The following is an 18,389-nucleotide window of genomic DNA, read 5'->3' as shown; positions in this document are numbered from 1 at the left end:
ATCGGGCCCCGGGGCCCCGTAGGATGGAGCTCATGGCGAAGACCGGCACGATGACCCAGGGGCTGCGCGCGGCGATCGAGCGCAGCGGCTACTACCCGGCCCTTGTGGCCGAGGCGGTGGAGGCCGCCGTCGGTGGTGAGCCCATCGCGTCGTACCTGGTCCATCAGGAGACCACCTTCGACGCCAACGAGGTGCGCCGCCACGTGACGGTCCTGGTTCTGACGGGCAACCGCTTCATCGTCAGCCACACCGACGAGCAGAACGCCGACACCAGCTCCCCGACGCCGTACGCCACGACCTCCACCGAGTCCGTGAAGCTCAACCGGATCTCCTCCGTGGTCGTCAGCCGCGTGGTCGCCAACCCCGAGTCGTACACCCCGGGCACCCTGCCCCGCGAGGTCGTCCTGACCATCGGCTGGGGCGCCGTCTCCCGTATCGACCTGGAGCCCGCCGCCTGCGGCGACCCCAACTGCGACGCCGACCACGGCTACACCGGCAACTCCACCGCCGACGACCTCAGCCTGCGCGTCAGCGAGGCCGGGGACGGGCCGGACACCGTGCGCCAGACCCTCGACTTCGCCCAGGCCCTCTCCGAAGCCACCGCGGCCACCGCCCGCTGATGGCCCAGCCCGCCTGGCAGGACCCGGAACCCCTCGCCCTCGACACCGCCCCCGTGCCCGAGTACGGCAGCGGCTCGCTCGCCGATCTGCTGCCCACCCTCGCGGCCGGCATGGGCGTGCCCGGTGTCAGCGCCACCATCCCCGAGCTGGCCCCGGCCGACCGGAACTGCGTGTTCCTGATCGACGGGCTCGGCTGGGAGCAGATCAAGGCCCACCCCGACGAGGCGCCCTATCTGCACGGGCTGCTCGCCACCTCGCGCGGCGGCACCGGACGGCCGATCACCGCCGGGTTCCCGGCCACCACCGCCACCTCGCTCGCCTCCGTCGGCACCGGCCTGCCGCCCGCCGCGCACGGCCTGCCCGGCTACACCGCGCGCAATCCGGAGACCGGCGAGCTGATGAACCAGCTCCGCTGGAAGCCGTGGACCGACCCGCACGTCTGGCAGCCGTACCCCACGGTCTTCCAGCTGGCCGACGCGGCCGGCGTGCACACCGCCCAGGTGTCCTCGCCGACCTTCCAGCACACCCCGCTCACCAAGGTCGCGCTCAGTGGCGGAACGTTTCACGGCCGGCTGACCGGCGAGGACCGCATGGACCTGGCCGCCGGGCAACTGGCCGCCGGGGACCGCTCGCTGGTCTACACGTACTACAGCGAGGTCGACGGCAAGGGCCACCGCTTCGGCGTGGACTCGGATGCCTGGCGCGGCCAGCTGATGTACGTCGACCGGCTGGTCCAGCGCCTCGCCGAGCAGCTGCCGCCGCGCTCCGCGCTGTACGTCACCGCCGATCACGGCATGATCGACATCCCCTTCGACGAAGAGTCCCGCATCGACTTCGACGAGGACTGGGAGCTCCGTGCCGGAGTGGCCCTGCTCGGCGGCGAGGGCCGGGCCCGCCATGTGTACGCGGTCCCGGGCGCCGAGTCCGATGTGCTCACCGTCTGGCGCGAGGTGCTCGGCGAGCAGTTCTGGGTGGCGAGCCGCGACGAGGCGATAGCGGCGGGCTGGTTCGGGCAGCCGGGCGCGTGCGACGAGCGCGTGTACGGGCGGATCGGCGACGTCGTCGCGGCGGCCCACGCCGATGTGGTGATCACCGCCTCGCAGAACGAGCCGCACGAGTCCGCGATGGTCGGCATGCACGGCTCGATGACCCCCGTCGAGCAGCTCGTGCCGCTCCTCGAAGTACGCTCGTAACCCTTCCGCACCTCCCCCTGTCTCCTGTACGCGGACGCGTGCGCAGATCCGAAAGGCCGTCAACCTCCCATGCCCGAGCTGGTGTTCTTCTCCGGAACGATGGACTGCGGAAAGAGCACCCTCGCTCTTCAGATCGAGCACAACCGCTCCGCGCGCGGCCTCCAGGGCATGATCTTCACGCGGGACGACCGCGCGGGCGAGGGCAAGCTGTCCTCCCGGCTCGGCCTGGTGACGGACGCCGTCGAGGCCGCCGAGGGCTTCGACTTCTACGCGTATCTGGTCGCCCACCTCTCCAAGGGCGGCCGCTGCGACTACGTGATCGCCGACGAGGCGCAGTTCCTCGCGCCGGGCCAGATCGACCAGCTCGCCCGGGTCGTCGACGACCTCGACCTGGACGTCTTCGCCTTCGGCATCACCACCGACTTCCGCTCCAAGCTCTTCCCCGGCTCCCAGCGCCTGGTCGAGCTGGCCGACCGCGTCGAGGTCCTCCAGGTCGAGGCGCTCTGCTGGTGCGGGGCGCGGGCCACGCACAACGCGCGCACCCGGGGCGGCGAGATGGTCGTCGAGGGCGCCCAGGTCGTGGTCGGGGACGTCAACGGGTCCGAGGACGAGATCGGTTACGAGGTGCTGTGCCGGCGCCACCACCGCCGCCGCATGACGGCCGCGGCGGCGCGCGCGGCGGCGCTGTCGCCGGATGTCCTGCCGGTGGACGCGTAGCGCTCCGCGGGGGCCCGGATTGTGTCTGCGGGCCGGTGGGGGCTGGGCGTGCAGTTCCCCGTGCCCCTGAAGGCCGGCCCAGCCGGGCCGGATCAATCGTGTGACCGGACCACCGCGAACACCGCCCCCTCCGGGTCCGTCACCGTCGCCGTGCGGCCGCTCTGGTCCTCGTGCGGGGGTCTGAGCACCTGGCCGCCCAGCTCGGTGACCCGCTGGGCCGCCTCGTCGGTGTCCGCGACCTCGAAGTACGTCATCCAGTGCGCGCCCTTGTCGCGCGGCAGGGCGTGGCCCACGCCGTGCAGCGAGCAGACCGGGCGTCCCTCGATGTGCAGCGTCACGTGGTCGAGGTCGGCCGGGACCACCGCCTCTCTCTCGTAGCCGAACACCGACTCGTAGAACTTGCTGACCGCGGCGGTCTCGCGGGTCACCAGCTCGTTCCAGACCGGGGTGCCCGGCGCGCCCGCCACCATCGTGCCGACGTGCGCCTCGGCCTGCCAGGCGCCGAAGACCGCGCCCTCCGGGTCCGAGGCGATCACCAGGCGTCCCGCGTCGCCCGCGTCCAGCGGACCGACCCCGACCGTGCCGCCGCAGTGCCGGATCGTCTCGGCCGTCGCGTCGGCGTCGTCGGTGGCCAGATACGTGGTCCAGGCGATCGGCAGATGGCGGTCGGGCGGCAGCTGCCCGATGCCCGCGACCTCTGCGCCGTCGAGCAGGGCCCGCACATAGGGGCCGAGCGAGGCGGGCCCCGGCCGGAACTCCCAGCCGAACAGCGCCGCGTAGAACTCCTGGGTAGGAGCCAGGCCGTGCACCATGAGGCTCACCCAGCAGGGTGTGCCGGGCGTGCGCCGGGTCTCTGCCTGGGACATCGTGACTCTCTCCTCGGACCATCGCTGTGAGAACGCGCCCTGAAGAGGCGGACGGCCGGGCCGCGCCGGCGCCCACCCCCTCGCAGATGCTTGCACCACCGACGGCGAAGCGCGCCCCGGCCGCGCCGCTTTTGGCGCGTTCCAGCAGGAGGATGCCCGCTTTGGCATTTCTCATCCGTTTCGCGGCCGTTTCGTGGCGCGGTGCGCTGCGCGAGGATGGCTCCATGAACGCCATCATCAGCGCACCCGAACTGGCGAACGAGCTGACCGGGGCCCGCCCTCCGGTCCTCCTGGACATCCGCTGGCAGCTCAGTCTGGCGAAGGCGGCCGGCGCCGCCGTCTTCGACGGCCGGGCCGAGTACGAGGCCGGGCATCTGCCCGGCGCGGTCTTCGTCGACCTCGACGCGGAGCTGGCGGGGCCGCCCGGCGCCGGCGGACGCCACCCGCTGCCCGACGTGGCCGCGTTCGGCGCCGTGATGCGCCGCGCCGGCGTGTCCGCCGGGACACCGGTGGTCGTCTACGACGGCGGCCAGGGTTGGGCGGCCGCGCGCGCCTGGTGGCTGCTGCGCTGGACGGGTCACCCGGACGTCCGCGTCCTCGACGGCGGGCTCGCCGCCTGGACCGGCGCACTGTCCACCGACGTCCCGGCGCCCGCCGAGGGCGACTTCGCCCCCGTGCCCGGCGCGGTGGACCTGCTCGACGCGGACGGGGCGGCCGCGCTCGCCCGCTCCGGACTGCTGCTCGACGCCCGGGCGGGCGAGCGGTACCGGGGCGACGTCGAGCCCATCGACCGGGTCGGCGGCCACATCCCGGGCGCGGTCTCCGCCCCCACCACCGAGAACGTGGGCCCCGACGGGCGCTTCCTGGCTCCCGAGGTCCTCGCCGACCGCTTCAAGGCCCTGGGCGCCTCCGGCACCGAGGTCGGCGTCTACTGCGGCTCCGGGGTCTCCGGCGCCCACGAGGTGCTGGCCCTGGCGGTCGCGGGGATCCCCGCCGCGCTCTACGCCGGGTCCTGGTCGCAGTGGTCCTCGGACGAGTCGCGCCCGGTCGCGACGGGCCCCGACCCGCAGTAGCGCGCGCACACCGAGGGGCCCGCGCTCGGCGCGGGCCCCTCGGCTCGTATGGACGTACCTCGTGTCGACGTACGAGACATCGACGTACGAGGTGTCCTACTCCTGCTTCTTGCGCCGGGTGCCGAAGACGATCTCGTCCCAGCTGGGCACGGCCGCCCGCCGCCCGGGCCGGACGCCGTCCGCCTCGGCCTGGCGGTCCGTGGTGCCGGTGAGGCGGTCGCGGTGACCGGCCACCGAACGGGGCATCAGGACGTCCGCGTACGCCGCGCCGGCGCCCGCCGACGCCGCCGGTGCGGGCGGCTCCTCGACCTCGGGCTCCGCCTCGGGCTCGCTCGCCGGGGGCTCCGGCGGCGCGGCGGGCCGCTCGGGCACCACCATGTCGCCGCGGAAGCTCGGTACGGCCTCCAGGAGGCTGGTGAGCGAGTCGCTCTCGTCCGCGGCGGGTTCGGGCGCGGGCGCCGTGGGGCGCTCCAACTGCCGGTCCAGGGCGCGGTCCAGTGGCCGGTCCCGGGGCAGTCTGGCGATCCTCGGCACGAACGGGAAGCTCGGCTCGGGGGTGTCGTCGGTCTCGCCGATCAGCGAGCGGGCCTCGTCGTCGACGGCCTGGACGAGCCGTCGCGGCGGGTCGTAGGTCCAGCTCGCCGCGTGCGGCTCGGTCGCCACCCGGTAGACCAGCAGGACTTCCCAGGTGCCGTCGTCGCGCCGCCAGGAGTCCCACTGGACGCTGTCCTTGTCGGCGCCGCGCAGCAGCAGCCGCTCCTGGACGGCCTCGCCGAGCTGGGGTCCGGTGTTTTCGCCGGGACGCCGCACGGGGGTCTTGCGCGCCCGCTCGGCCATGAAGGCGCGCTCCGCGAGCACCGGGCCCTCGAAGCGCCGGACCCGGTCGACGGGGATCCCGGCGAGCTGGGCGACCTCTTCGGCCGAGGCACCCGCGCGTATCCGTGCCTGGATGTCGCGAGGACGGAGATGGCTTTCGACCTCGATCTCGATCTGCCCGAGCCGGGCGCGGTCGTTGCGCACGGCGGCGCGCAGCCGCTCATCGATCGGAAGCGTGTACTCCGTGCTGTCCGCAGCCTTGAGCACCAGTCGTGTGCCGTCGTTGGAGACGGCCACGACACGCAGTTCGGGCATGGGGACCTCCCGGGTGGTGCCTGCCGACGTCACCTGCGTCGCTGCTTCCGCTAGTCGAGTGTGGCCTGCCCGGGTGCAGCCTGCCACAACCTTGCCGAGTTGCCCGGCGTGTCGGGCATGGGCCCTGGAACGCCGTTATGGCACGGTTACCTATTTGCAACGCAGAGTGACCGAAGTGGTCGCCCTGGGTAGCTGGCGCCCGTGCGGTGCCGCGGCGCCGCCGGTTCGAGTGCCGCTTTCGGCCCCCTCCCGCAGAGCCCGGAAACCCGAGAGGGAGACCAGGCCCAGGGCTCGCCACAGTACTCCATTCGGGCCACCTGGGTGGACCGCCGCGCCGCCGAAGTTCTCCCTGGGGGCGGGAGTTGGAGGCCGTGCGCCGTGCGGGTGCGCACTTCATACGTGTCGTGCTTCACAGAATCGACAGAAACGGAACTATTCGCTTCGCCCATAGGTCCCCACTACGTACAAGCTGGCGGAGAAGGGCGAACAGAGGCTGTAGATGGGTGACAAGCCGGATTCCGGGACGAAGCAGGACGAGAAGCGACTCGACCTGAGCGTGCCCCAGGTCGCGGGCAGCGCGCTCGCGGCGATCGCGGCCGCCGTGCTCGCCTCCAGACTCGGTGTCTACGGGACGATCCTCGGCGCCGGTGTGGTGAGCGTCGTCGCCACCTGCGGCGGCACCGTGTTCCAACACCTGTTCCGCCGCACCGGGGAACAACTGCGCGACGTCACCGTCCCATCGCTGCCCAAGCCGCGCCGCGACCCGGGCTTTCCGGCGTACGAGGACACCCGCGAGGGCGAGTTCGGCGCGGCCACCGTCCACGGCACCCGGCTCCGGGGCTGGAAGAGGTCCGCGCTCGGCGCCGCCGTCGTCTTCGCGCTCGCGATGGGCGGCATCACGACGTACGAACTGGCGTCCGGCGGGGAGCTGGGCGGCGGCAAGGGCGGCACCACCTTCGGCTCGGTCGTGAACGGCGGCGGGGGTGGCGGCAAGTCGTCGGAGAAGGACTCGGAACCGGAGCGGCGCACCCCGCACACGGCCGGCACGGGCGCCGACGGAGGCGCCTCCTCCTCGCCGGACCCAGGGAAGGCGACCGGCGGAACGGCCACCACCGGCGGCACTTCGGGCCCGGGAGACATGTCGGGCCCGGGAGGCACCACCCCGTCACCCACTCCTACCCCCTCCACCTCCACCGGTGGTTCGGGATCCTCGGGCGGCACCCCGAGTCCGCCGCCGACGCCCCCGCCGTCCACGGGCGGGGCTTCCACCGGCTCCTCCACCGCCACCCCGGACACCGGATCGGGAGCGGGGTCGGCGGCGGCCCCGCCCGCCACGTAGGACGTCAGTCCCCGAGCACCCGGCGCAGATACGCGTTGGCGAACAGCCGGTCCGGGTCGAGCCGGTCGCGCAGGGCCGTGAACTCGCCGAAGCGCGGATAGGCCTCGGCGAAGTACTCGGCGTCGCGGCTGTGCACCTTGCCCCAGTGGGGACGGCCCGCGTGCGCGGTCATGATCCGCTCCACGGCGGTGAAGTACGCCTGGTACGGCGTGCCCTTGTACATGTGGACGGCGATGTACGCGGTGTCCCGGCCCGACGCCGTGGAGAGCGCGATGTCGTCGGCCGGGGCGGTGCGCACCTCGACCGGGAAGCTCACCCGCAGGCCCGACCGCTCTACCAGCGCCCGCACTTCGCGCAGCGCCTCCACGACGGCCTCGCGCGGCACCGCGTACTCCATCTCCACGAACCGCACCCGGCGGGGACTTGTGAAGACCTTGTACGGAATGTCGGTGTACGTACGGGCGGAAAGGGCGCGGCTGGAAACCTTGGCGATCGCGGGGATCGTCGCGGGGACGGCCCGGCCCAGTGAACAGACCACCTGGAAGAGGCCGTTGGACATGAACTCGTCCTCGATCCAGCCGCTCACCCTGCCGGGCGGGGCGGCGGGACCGGCGCTGCGGTTGTTGCGCTTGGTGTTGCAGTTGCCGGTGTGCGGGAACCAGTAGAACTCGAAGTGCTCGTTCTCGGCGTGCAGCGCCTCGAACTCCGAGGTGACCTTGTCGAAGGTCATCGGCTCCTCGCGTGCGGTGAGCAGGAACTCGGGCTCCACGGCGAAGGTGATCGCCGAGACGACCCCGAGCGCCCCGAGCCCGATCCGCGCCGCCGCGAAGACATCCGCATTCTCCTCGGCCGAGCACTTCAGGAGCGAGCCGTCGGCCGTGATCAGCTCAAGCCCCGTGATCTGCGCGGCTATCGAGGCCGAGTCGCGGCCGGTGCCGTGGGTACCGGTGGAGGTGGCCCCGGCCACCGTCTGCTCCATGATGTCGCCCATGTTGGTGAGCGAGAGGCCCTCGCGCGCGAGGACCGCGTTCAGCCGCTTCAGGGGCGTGCCCGCCTCGACGGTCACCGTCATGGCCGTACGGTCGATCTCCCGGATGCCGGTGAGCAGATCCGGACGTATGAGCACGCCGTCGGTGGCGGCGGCCGTGGTGAAGGAGTGGCCGGTGCCGACCGCCTTCACCTTGAGGCCGTCCTCGGCCGCCCGGCGCACGGCGGCGGCCAGTTCGGCCGCCGAGGCGGGGGAGACCTCCCGCACCGGCCGGGCCGTGACGTTGCCCGCCCAGTTACGCCACGTGCTGCTGCTCGCTCCGCTCATCTGCTCCGAGCCCCTCCCGTTGCGGCGCCGGCCTGCTCAGCCGGCGGTACCCCAGGAACGCCACCGCGGCCGCGAGCGCTCCCGCCACGACGGGCACCAGATACCCCGAGCGCGCGCCCGCCGCGTCCACCACCCAGCCGGCGGCGGACGAGCCGAGCGCCACACCGACCGCCAGCCCGGTACTGGTCCAGGTCATGCCCTCGGTGAGCTTGCTGCGCGGTACGTGCTGCTCGACGAGGGCCATGGTGGTCACCATCGTCGGTGCGATGGACAGGCCCGCGACAAAGAGCGCCACGGCCAGGAACGGCAGGCTCCCGGCCAGTTGGAGCGGGATCATACTCACCGCCATCGCACACACTCCCACCAGCCACCTCGTGGCAGCGGCGCCCTTGGGGCGCAGCAGCCCGAACACCGCTCCCGCGAGGCACGAGCCCAGCGCGTACACGGCGAGCACCAGGCTGGCCGCCGCCTTGTGGCCGCGCTCGTCGGCGAAGGCCACGGTGACCACGTCGACCGCGCCGAAGACCGCGCCGGTGGCGACGAAGGTGGCGACCAGGACCTGGAGGCCCGGGGAGCGCAGCGCGGAGCCGCCGGTGTGGTGCTCGCGCGGGTGCGGCACGGGCTCGGTGGCGCGCTGGGCGGTCAGCCAGAAGACGCCGACGACCAGGAATCCGGCCGCGATCAGCGGCCCCGCCTCGGCGAACCAGGCGGTGGAGAGCCCGATGGAGAGGATCGGCCCGACGATGAAGCAGAGCTCGTCGACGATCGACTCCCACGAGTACGCGGCGTGCAGTTTCTGCCCGTCGCCCCGGTAGAGCTCGGCCCAGCGGGCCCGGACCATCGAGCCGACGCTGGGTACGCAGCCCGCGGCCGCCGCGAAGACGAACAGCGACCACTCCGGCGCGCTCTGCTGGGCGCAGACGAGCAGCCCGGCCACGGCGGCCACCGCGGCGAGGGTCGCGGGGCGCAGCACCCGGCGCTGCCCGTGCCGGTCGACCAGGCGTGAGATGTACGGGCCGAGCACGGCGGCCGACATCGCGAGGGTCGCGGAGAGCGCCCCGGCCAGGCCGTAGCGGCCGGTGAGCTGGGAGACCATCGTGACGATGCCGATGCCCATCATGGACAGCGGCATCCGGCCGAGCAGCCCGGCCGCGGAGAACCGCTTGGTGCCGGGGGCGGCGAAGATCGCGCGGTACGGACTGGGCATGGAGGCTCCGGCGGCCGGCTCAACCCTGTGGCTGAAGCGTGCAATTAATATCTAAAGCTTACGGTGTTGAAGTTACGGTGCCGAGTACCACCGGCGCACGCGGTTTTCCGGACCCGCCCGGTGCGCGTCCTCCCCCTCGCCCGTTCCCGGCCGGTTCCGCGGTTGTCAGTGGCGGATGGCAGGATCGATGCCATGTCCGATCTGCGCGATCAAGCTCCCGGAGCGGCCGCCGACGCGGCTCCGTACGACGCCCTGCTGCTGCTCTCCTTCGGCGGCCCCGAGGGCCCCGACGACGTGGTCCCGTTCCTGGAGAACGTGACGCGCGGCCGGGGCATCCCCAAGGAGCGGCTCAAAGAGGTGGGGCAGCACTACTTCCTGTTCGGCGGGGTCAGCCCCATCAACGAGCAGAACCGCGCCCTCCTGGACGCCCTGCGCCAGGACTTCGCGAGGAACAGCCTGGACCTCCCGGTCCACTGGGGCAACCGGAACTGGGCGCCGTATCTGACGGACACCCTGCGCGAGATGGCCCTGGCGGGCCACCGCCGTATCGCCGTGCTCACCACCAGCGCCTACGCGTCGTACTCGGGCTGCCGCCAGTACCGCGAGAACCTGGCGGACGCGCTGGCCGCGCTGGAGGCGGAGGGCATCAAGCCGCCGCGCGTGGACAAGCTGCGGCACTACTTCAACCACCCCGGCTTCGTGCGCCCGATGATCGACGGCGTCCTCGCCTCGCTGGCCCAGCTCCCCGAGGAGGTCCGGGCCGGCGCCCACCTCGCGTTCACCACCCACTCGATCCCGGACGCCTCCGCCGACACCTCCGGCCCGGCCGATGAGCACGGGGAGGGCGGCGCCTATGTGCGCGAGCACCTGGCCGTGGCCCGGCTGATCGCCGACGCCGTGGCCGGGGAGACCGGGGCCGAGCGGCCCTGGGAGCTCGTCTACCAGTCCCGCTCCGGCGCCCCGCACATCCCCTGGCTGGAGCCGGACATCTGCGACCACCTGGAGGCGCTGCACGGCAAGGGCGTGCCCGCGGTCGTGATGGTGCCCATCGGCTTCGTCTCGGACCACATGGAGGTCCTGTACGACCTGGACACGGAGGCCACCGCCAAGGCCGCCGAGCTCGGTCTGCCGGTCGTGCGGTCGGCCACCGTCGGCGCGGACCCCCGGTTCGCCGCCGCCGTGCGCGAGCTCGTCCTTGAGCGGGCGGCGGCCGAGCGCGGACAGAGCGTCGAGCGCTGCGCCCTCGGCGCGCTCGGCCCCTCGCACGACCTCTGCCCGGCCGGCTGCTGCCCGGCCCGTGCCCCCCGGCCCGCCGCGGCCGGCGCCGACAGCCCGTACGTGTAAGGAGCGACGATGACCGCGCACCACACCGCTGCTCAGCAGGACGAGCACGCCGAGAACGCAGAACTGCTCGCTCTCGCCCTGGAGGCCGCCCGCCGGGCCGGGGCGCTGCTGCGGGACGGGCGTCCGGAGGACCTGGGCGTCGCCGCGACCAAGACGAGCTCCATCGACGTCGTCACCGAGATGGACATCGCCGCCGAGAAACTGATCACCGGCTTCCTCTCCGAGCACCGCCCCGACGACGGCTTCCTCGGCGAGGAGGGCGCCTCCAGCGAGGGCACCAGCGGGATCCGCTGGGTCATCGACCCGCTGGACGGCACCGTCAACTACCTGTACGGACTGCCCACTTGGTCCGTCTCCATCGCCGCGGAGCGCGACGGCGTGCGGGTCGCGGGCGTGGTCGAAGCGCCGATGCGGGGGGAGACGTACCACGCGGTGCTCGGCGGCGGCGCGTTCCTCGGCGAGCGGCGGCTGCGCTGCCGCCCGGCCGCCCCGCTCGAACAGTCCCTGCTCGGCACCGGCTTCGCCTACGTCCAGTCGGTCCGGGCCCACCAGGCGTCCGTCGTGGAGCGGCTGATCCCGCGGTTCCGGGACATCCGGCGCGGCGGCTCGGCGGCGATCGACCTGTGCGACGTGGCGGCCGGGCGACTGGACGCGTACTACGAGCGCGGCCTCAACCCCTGGGACCTGGCGGCGGGCGACCTCATCGCGCGCGAGGCGGGCGCCCTGACCGGCGGGCGCGCGGGCGACCCGGCCTCCCGGGAGCTGACGATCGCGGCGACCCCGGAGCTCTTCGGCCCGCTCCAGGCGCTCCTGGAGGAGTACGGCGCCTGGCACGACTGAGCCGCCCGGCGCCCGCCCCAGGACAGCGGAGACCCCCGGCACCGTCCCGCGGTGCCGGGGGTCTCCTCCGGCGCGTCAGTGTGCCGCGACCGCCACCTCGACGCCGTGTTCGGCGGCGAGGCGATGAAGATCGTCGAGCTCGGCCTGCTCGACCTCCGCGAGGAAGTCGTCGCCGCTCTCACGAGCCTGCGTGAGGTCCGTCTCCGTGGCCCTGATGCGCTGCAGGAGTCCTGCGGTGAATGCGTCCATGGTGCCCCCTCGTCGTGGGTCGGTGGCGGGTGGCACGGGGGTGTGCCGACGGTGGGTCCACGATCACGAGCAGCGGGTAGTGGCATGCCACATACAGGGCGTGATCGCGGGTGTGCAGTCGTCCTCCCCCGGCCCGGAGTACGAGAAACCTCAACTCGCGCGGCAATCCCGGGAATTCCCGGGCGCCCCCGGAAGCCGCAGGTCGGGCGGCGGCTGCGCGGCGGCACCGTCTTACCGCCGGTTTATGGCCGTAAGGGGCAGGATGGAAGCACACAGTCACTGCTTCAGCGCCCACAGAACTGCCCCTACGGGCTCAGGAACCGCCCGAGCGGGCCCACAGGCGCCCACGGGGCATCAGCGGCCCGCGAGGGCTCACAGGAAGGAAAAGCGCCGTGCGCGTACTCGTCGTCGAGGACGAGCAACTGCTCGCCGATGCGGTGGCCACCGGACTTCGCCGGGAGGCAATGGCCGTCGACGTCGTGTACGACGGCGCCGCCGCCCTGGAGCGCATCGGGGTCAATGACTACGACGTGGTGGTGCTCGACCGGGACCTCCCGCTGGTGCACGGCGACGACGTCTGCCGCAAGATCGTCGAGCTGGGAATGCCCACCCGGGTCCTGATGCTGACCGCCTCCGGCGACGTCAGCGACCGGGTGGAGGGCCTGGAGATCGGCGCCGACGACTATCTGCCCAAGCCGTTCGCCTTCAGCGAGCTGACCGCCCGGGTAAGGGCCCTGGGGCGGCGTACGACGGTGCCGCTGCCGCCCATCCTGGAGCGCGCGGGCATCAAGCTCGACCCCAACCGGCGCGAGATCTTCCGCGACGGCAAGGAGATCCAGCTGGCCCCCAAGGAGTTCGCGGTCCTGGAGGTGCTGATGCGCAGCGAGGGCGCGGTCGTCTCGGCCGAGCAGCTCCTGGAGAAGGCCTGGGACGAGAACACGGACCCGTTCACCAACGTGGTGCGGGTGACGGTGATGACGCTGCGCCGCAAGCTCGGTGAGCCGCCCGTCATCGTCACCGTGCCGGGCTCGGGATACCGGATCTGACCGCGATGGCCACCACGCCCGCGCCCCCCACGGCGCCACCGAAACCGACCTGGGACCCCAGGGGAGCCGAGCCCCCCTTCCCGTGGGTGCGCCCGACCATCCGCATAAGGCTGACCCTGCTCTACGGCGGAATGTTCATGATCGCGGGCATTCTGCTGCTCTCGATCATCTATCTGCTGGCGGCGACTGCGCTGCGCTCCGCGAACGAGCTGCCGTTCAAGCTGCTGCCCGAGAGCAAGATTCAGCTGACCAGCAACTCCTGCCACACGCTCCAGTCCGGCCTCACGGCCGACCAGGTCAACGCCGCCCTGAAGGCCTGCGTCGCCGACCAGCGCCAGCACGCGCTGGACGACCTGCTGACCCGCTCGCTGATGGCGCTGCTCGGCCTCAGCGTCATCGCCTTCGCCTTCGGATACGCGATGGCGGGCCGCGTCCTGTCGCCGCTGGGCCGGATCACCCGGACCGCCCGCCGGGTGGCCGGGACCGACCTGAGCCGACGGATCGAGCTGGACGGCCCGGACGACGAGCTCAAAGAGCTCGCGGACACCTTCGACGACATGCTGGACCGCCTGGAGCGGGCCTTCACGGCCCAGCAGCGGTTCGTCGCCAATGCCTCGCACGAGCTGAGGACCCCGCTGGCCATCAACCGCACGCTCCTGGAGGTCCACCTCTCCGATCCCGGGGCGCCCATGGAGCTCCACCAGCTGGGCAAGACGCTCCTCGCCACCAACGAGCGCAGTGAGCAGCTGGTCGAGGGCCTGCTGCTGCTGGCCCGGAGCGAGAACGAGATCGTCGACCGCAAGCCGGTCGACCTGGCCGAGGTCGCCTCCCGCGCCATCGAGCAGGCCCGCGGTGAGGCCCAGGCCAAGGGCGTGGAGATCCGCGGTGAGCGGGCGCCCGCGGTGGTCCAGGGCAACGGCGTGCTCCTTGAGCGGATCGCCCTGAACCTGGTGCAGAACGCCGTACGCTACAACGTGCCGGAGGACGGCTGGGTCTCGGTGACCACCGAGCTCAGGGACGGCCAGGCGGTCCTGCTGGTCTCGAACACGGGGCCGGTGGTTCCCGCGTACGAGATCGACAACCTCTTCGAGCCGTTCCGGCGGCTGCGGACCGAGCGGACCGGAAGCGACAAGGGCGTCGGCCTCGGCCTGTCCATCGCCCGATCCGTCGCGCGGGCTCACGGAGGCCGTATCATCGCGGAGCCCCGTGAGGGAGGCGGCCTCGTGATGCGTGTCACCCTGCCCGTCTGAGATGCTTTTCGATGCCATCGAGAAGTTCGCTTTGAGCGGAATTTTCGGGACCTGTTCCGAAGATATTCGTGTGTGATCAATCACAGGGACAAAATTCCGGCCATCTACTCTCCGTGATCAAGGATTCCCCCAAAAAACCGGGAAAAGTCCGGGTTTCCGGGGGGTGAGATCACGGGAAGTACACGGGGTGGCGCCCGTGAAGTGCGACATTCGGACCGTGTACGGTCCCGATCGCCACCCAAGACGATCACTCTTCAGGAGTGCGGCTGGGTGTCGATTGAGTAACAGACCTTGATGTGAGGCAAAATCTCCGCCTCGGGTCGGGCACAAGTCCGGCCTCTCACGCGTTACGTGCGCTGGAGACACCGCAACCACCCAGAGGGGGAGAGCGACATGGCAACGGACTACGACACCCCACGCAAGACCGATGACGACGTCGATTCCGACAGTCTTGAAGAACTGAAGGCCCGGCGGAACGACAAGTCCGCCTCGGCCGTCGACGTCGACGATTTCGAGGCCGCGGAAGGCATGGAACTGCCCGGCGCGGACCTTTCCAACGAGGAACTCGCCGTCCGGGTCCTGCCCAAGCAGGCCGACGAGTTCACCTGCATGAGCTGTTTCCTCGTGCACCACCGCAGCCAGCTGGCCAGGGAGAAGAACGGCCAGCCGATCTGCCGCGACTGCGACTGATCGGGCAGGCCGTGGCAGGCGCCGAACCGCCCCGGAAGCGACCGTTCCGGCGAAAGGGTGCCTCGGGTACGCCCGAGGTGTCACAGGGCGGCACAGGCCCGGCAGAGGGCGTCCAGGCGCCCGCCGAGCCCTCCGCCCTCCCCGCGGTGAGCTCTGCCGCCCGTGCACATGAGGACGAGCGGGGCCGGCCGGCCTCGCTCGAAGCAGTACTGGACGACCAGGCGGGGCCCGCGGCCGGGGCCCGACGCCTGGGCGCCCTGCGCAGAGCAGCCGCCACCAAGGGCGTCCCGGCCCTCAAGAAAGGGGTCCGCAAGAGCGGCGCGGGCGCCAGGGCCGGAATCGGCCACCTCGCCGATCGCGTCATCGAGATCGCCCCACGCATTCCCGTCCGCGACCTGGCGACCCTGCGCGGGCAGTTCCCGGGTCTCGGCCCGGAGCAGATCGCGGACAAACTGATCGCGGGCGCCGCGAACGCCACGTCGACGGTGGGCGCGGGCATCGGCGCCGCCGCGATGCTCCCCGTCCCGCCGGCCATGCCGGCCGAGCTGGCCGCCGAGATCACCGGCGTCGCCGCCATCGAACTCAAGCTCATCGCCGAGCTCCACGAGGTCTACGGGTTGCGCCCGCCCGGCAATCTGAAAGAGCGCTCCATGGCGTATCTGACGTCCTGGACCGAGGAGCGCGGCGTCCAGGTGACCAGACCGGCGACCATCAATGCCGCCCTCGGCGGCCAGATGAAGCGCGAACTGCGCCAGCAGATCACCAAGCGCCTGGTCCGCAATCTGCCCAACCTGACGCCGTTCATGGTCGGCGCGGCGGTGGGCGCGGTGATGAACCGGCGCGACACGAAGAAGGTCGCGGCGCATGTCCGCGACGATCTGCGCAAGCACGCGGTTCCCTGGGACGCGCTGCCCGCGCTCCCGGCCCTGGAGCAGCCCGCCGACCCGCTCAGGCCCGGGGAGCTCCCGAAGGAGCTGGGCCACTAGGCCGTCGGCACGGGTTCTGCCCCGCGCCCCGCTCCTCAGGCGCCGGAGGGGCTGTCTTCCCCGCCGGACTCAGTGCGCGTCGGACGCCCGCAGGGTCTCCAGCACCTGCTTCAGCTTCCGCGGGTCCCGCGTCGACAGATACACGTACGGAGTCGGGTCCCGCGGGTCCGTGACCTCCACCCGCACCGCCGTCGGGATGTAGCTGCGCAGCAGCATGAAGGCGCGCGGGTCGGCCTTGTGCAGCCGCCAGGCCCGGGCCTCCTCCGCGTCCAGCACCTCGGGCTCGCCGAGCGCGGTCACCGGGATCCGGGCGTCGCCCGCCACCAGCGTGCCCGCCACGACCCGGATGCGTACCGATCCGTACGAGCTCACCACCACCGCGGCCGCGGCCGTCCCGCCGATGAGGCCCGCCAGGAGCGGCAGGCCGCCCAGCGGCAGCAGCATCAGCGCGCACGCCACCCCGACCAGGGCGGCGATCAGCCACCACGAGCGGGGGGCGGTGAGGCGTTCGGTGTACTGAGGGGCGTTCGGCTGCATGACAGCAAGCTTGGCACGGCGCGACCGGCGCCCGGGACCGCGGGTAAGGTCAGCGGCTGTGACTGCTAGATCTGCGTCTTTGACGCCCCCGGCCGACGCGAAGCCGCCGGTCCGGCACCCCGACGCGCCCGCCCCGGGCGAGCTGCTCGGCGCGCATTACGAGCACTGCTTCGGCTGCGGCGGCGGACAGCCCCACGGACTGCACCTGGAGGCGCGGGCCGGCGCGGGCGTGACCGTCACCGCCGAGTTCACCGTGCGCCCCGCCCACCAGGGCGCCCCCGGCCTCGCGCACGGCGGGGTGCTCGCCACGGCGCTCGACGAGACGCTCGGCTCGCTGAACTGGCTGCTGCAGACGATCGCGGTGACCGGCCGCCTGGAGACCGACTTCGTACGGCCCGTGCCGGTGGACACCGTGCTGTTCCTGGAGGCCGAGGTCACCGCCGTCGACGGGCGGAAGATCTACTCCAGGGCGACCGGGCGGATAGGCGGCCCCGACGGGCCGGTGGCGGTCCGGGCCGACGCCCTCTTCATCGAGGTGAAGGTCGACCACTTCATCCAGAACGGCCGTCCGCAGGAGATCCAGGCCGTCATGTCCGACCCCGACCAGGTCAGGCGCGCCCGCGCCTTCGAGGTGAACCCGTGACCCGTAACCCCGTAGACGTCCTCATCCGCCGAGTCGACCCGCAGGTGCCGATTCCGGCGTACGGGCACCCCGGCGACGCGGGGGCCGACCTCGTCACCACCGAGGCCGCCGAGCTCGCCCCCGGGGAGCGGGCCGTCCTGTCCACCGGGGTGAGTATCGCCCTGCCCGACGGGTACGCGGCCTTTGTGCATCCGAGGTCCGGCCTGGCCGCACGCTGCGGTGTAGCCCTGGTGAATGCCCCGGGGACGGTTGATGCCGGGTACCGTGGGGAAATCAAGGTGATCGTGGTCAATCTCGACCCGCGCGAGACTGTGCGGTTCGAGCGATTCGACCGGATTGCCCAACTTGTCGTCCAGCAGGTCGAGAAGGTGCGCTTCCACGAGGTGGCGGAGCTTCCCGGCTCGGCGAGGGCCGAGGGGGGCTTCGGTTCCACCGGCGGTCATGCCGCTGTGGACGGCACTACGGGTGGGAATCGATACGCTTCGGTCGTATCCGACCGGGAAGGACAGTGACGTGTTCGGACGTCGCAAGAAGAGCGGCTCCGCCGAAGACACGGCGGGCGAGGCCGAGCAGGTCGTCGACGGCATCGACGGTGAAGATGCCGACTACGCCGATGACTCCGCCGACGCGGACGAGCCGCGCAGGATGAATCTGCCGCCGGCGCCCCGGCCGAACGGTCCGTGGGACATCTCCGAGGTCACCGAGGCCGGAGAGGGCCGGGTCGACCTGGGCGGACTGTTCGTCCCCGGAGTCGAGGGCATGGAGCTGCGGGTCGAGGTCGCGGGCGACGCCATCGTCGCGGCGACCGTCGTGCTGCGCGACAGCGCCGTACAGCTGCAGGCCTTCGCGGCCCCCAAGAACGAGGGCATCTGGGGCGAGGTCCGCGAGGAGATCGCCTCCGGCATCACCCAGCAGGGCGGCATCATCGACGAGGTCGAGGGCCCGCTCGGCTGGGAGCTGCGCGCCCAGGTACCGGTCCAGCTCCCGGACGGTACGAACGGGGTGCAGCTGGTCCGCTTCGTGGGCGTGGACGGGCCGCGCTGGTTCCTGCGCGGTGTGATCTCCGGCCAGGGCGCGGTGCAGCCGCAGGCCGCGGGGCTCCTTGAGCAGATCTTCCAGGACGCGGTCGTGGTGCGCGGCGAGGGCCCGATGGCCCCGCGCGACCCGATCGTCCTGAAGCTGCCGGACGACGCGCAGATGATGCCCGACGGCGTCCAGCAGGAGGAGCAGGAGGGCTCGCGCTTCTCCGGCGGCATGGGCCAGCTCCAGCGCGGCCCGGAGATCACCGAGGTGCGCTGACCGGCTTCCCCTCTTCCGGCGGGCCGTACCCCTTCGCGGGGTAC

At 72.2% G+C, this 18,389-nt stretch carries 20 protein-coding genes; 14 read left to right on the top strand and 6 right to left on the bottom strand.

All coding sequences use genetic code 11. From position 1 onward, the window contains the following. Nucleotides 1-32 precede the first annotated feature (32 nt). From ACFWA7_RS31555 to ACFWA7_RS31545, 3 genes are all read left to right on the top strand, one after another. Nucleotides 33-620 (top strand): DUF5998 family protein, encoded by a 588-nt coding sequence (locus ACFWA7_RS31555; protein WP_385545414.1) that lies wholly within the window; start codon nt 33-35, stop codon nt 618-620. Then, nucleotides 620-1,813, top strand: coding sequence for an alkaline phosphatase family protein (locus tag ACFWA7_RS31550; protein ID WP_385545417.1), 1,194 nt, complete (start codon nt 620-622; stop codon nt 1,811-1,813). The genes ACFWA7_RS31555 and ACFWA7_RS31550 overlap by 1 nt, the downstream gene beginning before the upstream one ends. A gap of 69 nt (nt 1,814-1,882) precedes the next feature. Then, nucleotides 1,883-2,530, top strand: coding sequence for a thymidine kinase (locus ACFWA7_RS31545; RefSeq protein ID WP_385545419.1), 648 nt, complete (start codon nt 1,883-1,885; stop codon nt 2,528-2,530). Nucleotides 2,531-2,622: 92 nt separating this feature from the next. Here the strand turns inward: ACFWA7_RS31545 and ACFWA7_RS31540 are convergent, their stop codons facing one another. Then, nucleotides 2,623-3,396 (bottom strand): VOC family protein, encoded by a 774-nt coding sequence (locus ACFWA7_RS31540; RefSeq protein ID WP_385545421.1) that lies wholly within the window; start codon nt 3,394-3,396, stop codon nt 2,623-2,625. A gap of 224 nt (nt 3,397-3,620) precedes the next feature. Here ACFWA7_RS31540 and ACFWA7_RS31535 point away from each other — a divergent pair, with 224 nt between their 5' ends. Continuing rightward, nucleotides 3,621-4,469 (top strand): sulfurtransferase, encoded by an 849-nt coding sequence (locus ACFWA7_RS31535; RefSeq protein WP_385826522.1) that lies wholly within the window; start codon nt 3,621-3,623, stop codon nt 4,467-4,469. 96 nt (nt 4,470-4,565) lie between these two features. Here the strand turns inward: ACFWA7_RS31535 and sepH are convergent, their stop codons facing one another. Then, complete coding sequence (gene sepH, locus ACFWA7_RS31530; RefSeq protein ID WP_385826520.1) at nt 4,566-5,600, bottom strand: septation protein SepH; 1,035 nt, start codon at nt 5,598-5,600, stop codon at nt 4,566-4,568. A 499-nt stretch (nt 5,601-6,099) separates the two neighbouring features. Here sepH and ACFWA7_RS31525 point away from each other — a divergent pair, with 499 nt between their 5' ends. Then, complete coding sequence (locus tag ACFWA7_RS31525; protein ID WP_385826518.1) at nt 6,100-6,939, top strand: hypothetical protein; 840 nt, start codon at nt 6,100-6,102, stop codon at nt 6,937-6,939. A 4-nt stretch (nt 6,940-6,943) separates the two neighbouring features. Here the strand turns inward: ACFWA7_RS31525 and ACFWA7_RS31520 are convergent, their stop codons facing one another. Together ACFWA7_RS31520 and ACFWA7_RS31515 are read right to left on the bottom strand one after the other, a co-directional pair. Continuing rightward, nucleotides 6,944-8,254 (bottom strand): D-arabinono-1,4-lactone oxidase, encoded by a 1,311-nt coding sequence (locus ACFWA7_RS31520; protein WP_385826516.1) that lies wholly within the window; start codon nt 8,252-8,254, stop codon nt 6,944-6,946. After that, a complete protein-coding gene (locus tag ACFWA7_RS31515) occupies nt 8,223-9,461 on the bottom strand; it encodes an MFS transporter (RefSeq protein WP_385826514.1) in 1,239 nt (412 codons plus the stop codon). The genes ACFWA7_RS31520 and ACFWA7_RS31515 overlap by 32 nt, the downstream gene beginning before the upstream one ends. Nucleotides 9,462-9,653: 192 nt before the next feature. Between ACFWA7_RS31515 and ACFWA7_RS31510 the strand changes: the two genes are divergently transcribed. Both ACFWA7_RS31510 and ACFWA7_RS31505 read left to right on the top strand, forming a co-directional pair. After that, entirely contained in the window at nt 9,654-10,805 is a 1,152-nt protein-coding gene (locus ACFWA7_RS31510) for a ferrochelatase (protein WP_385826512.1), read from the top strand. Nucleotides 10,806-10,814: 9 nt separating this feature from the next. Further along, complete coding sequence (locus ACFWA7_RS31505) at nt 10,815-11,645, top strand: inositol monophosphatase family protein (RefSeq protein ID WP_385545441.1); 831 nt, start codon at nt 10,815-10,817, stop codon at nt 11,643-11,645. 75 nt (nt 11,646-11,720) lie between these two features. Here the strand turns inward: ACFWA7_RS31505 and ACFWA7_RS31500 are convergent, their stop codons facing one another. After that, entirely contained in the window at nt 11,721-11,894 is a 174-nt protein-coding gene (locus ACFWA7_RS31500; protein ID WP_385545444.1) for a hypothetical protein, read from the bottom strand. Between the two features lie 392 nt (nt 11,895-12,286). On the opposite strand from ACFWA7_RS31500, the gene ACFWA7_RS31495 reads away from it, so the two are divergent. From ACFWA7_RS31495 to ACFWA7_RS31480, 4 genes are all read left to right on the top strand, one after another. Continuing rightward, nucleotides 12,287-12,940: a response regulator transcription factor gene (locus ACFWA7_RS31495; protein WP_101390599.1), complete on the top strand. Its 654-nt coding sequence runs from the start codon at nt 12,287-12,289 to the stop codon at nt 12,938-12,940. A 5-nt stretch (nt 12,941-12,945) separates the two neighbouring features. Next, on the top strand, nt 12,946-14,190 hold the full coding sequence (locus ACFWA7_RS31490; RefSeq protein WP_385545447.1) for a sensor histidine kinase: 1,245 nt from the start codon (nt 12,946-12,948) through the stop codon (nt 14,188-14,190). Nucleotides 14,191-14,583: 393 nt separating this feature from the next. Next, entirely contained in the window at nt 14,584-14,880 is a 297-nt protein-coding gene (locus ACFWA7_RS31485; protein WP_067165176.1) for a DUF4193 domain-containing protein, read from the top strand. Nucleotides 14,881-14,891: 11 nt separating this feature from the next. Next, the gene (locus tag ACFWA7_RS31480; protein WP_385826510.1) at nt 14,892-15,866 is read left to right on the top strand and encodes a hypothetical protein; all 975 of its coding nucleotides are present in this window, start codon (nt 14,892-14,894) and stop codon (nt 15,864-15,866) included. A 69-nt stretch (nt 15,867-15,935) separates the two neighbouring features. Here ACFWA7_RS31480 and ACFWA7_RS31475 read toward each other — a convergent pair whose 3' ends face one another. Further along, complete coding sequence (locus tag ACFWA7_RS31475; protein ID WP_385545453.1) at nt 15,936-16,403, bottom strand: DUF3093 domain-containing protein; 468 nt, start codon at nt 16,401-16,403, stop codon at nt 15,936-15,938. A gap of 58 nt (nt 16,404-16,461) precedes the next feature. On the opposite strand from ACFWA7_RS31475, the gene ACFWA7_RS31470 reads away from it, so the two are divergent. From ACFWA7_RS31470 to ACFWA7_RS31460, 3 genes are read left to right on the top strand one after another with little or no spacing between them, the layout of a single operon-like run. Then, on the top strand, nt 16,462-17,046 hold the full coding sequence (locus ACFWA7_RS31470; RefSeq protein WP_385545456.1) for a PaaI family thioesterase: 585 nt from the start codon (nt 16,462-16,464) through the stop codon (nt 17,044-17,046). Then, on the top strand, nt 17,043-17,558 hold the full coding sequence (gene dut / locus ACFWA7_RS31465; protein WP_385545458.1) for a dUTP diphosphatase: 516 nt from the start codon (nt 17,043-17,045) through the stop codon (nt 17,556-17,558). The genes ACFWA7_RS31470 and dut overlap by 4 nt, the downstream gene beginning before the upstream one ends. A gap of 1 nt (nt 17,559) precedes the next feature. Further along, on the top strand, nt 17,560-18,345 hold the full coding sequence (locus ACFWA7_RS31460) for a DUF3710 domain-containing protein (protein ID WP_385545460.1): 786 nt from the start codon (nt 17,560-17,562) through the stop codon (nt 18,343-18,345). Nucleotides 18,346-18,389: the final 44 nt, after the last annotated feature.

The organism is Streptomyces sp. NPDC059994, from assembly GCF_042737755.1.
Classification (GTDB): domain Bacteria; phylum Actinomycetota; class Actinomycetes; order Streptomycetales; family Streptomycetaceae; genus Streptomyces.
This window is presented reverse-complemented; position numbering and strand designations above follow the sequence as displayed.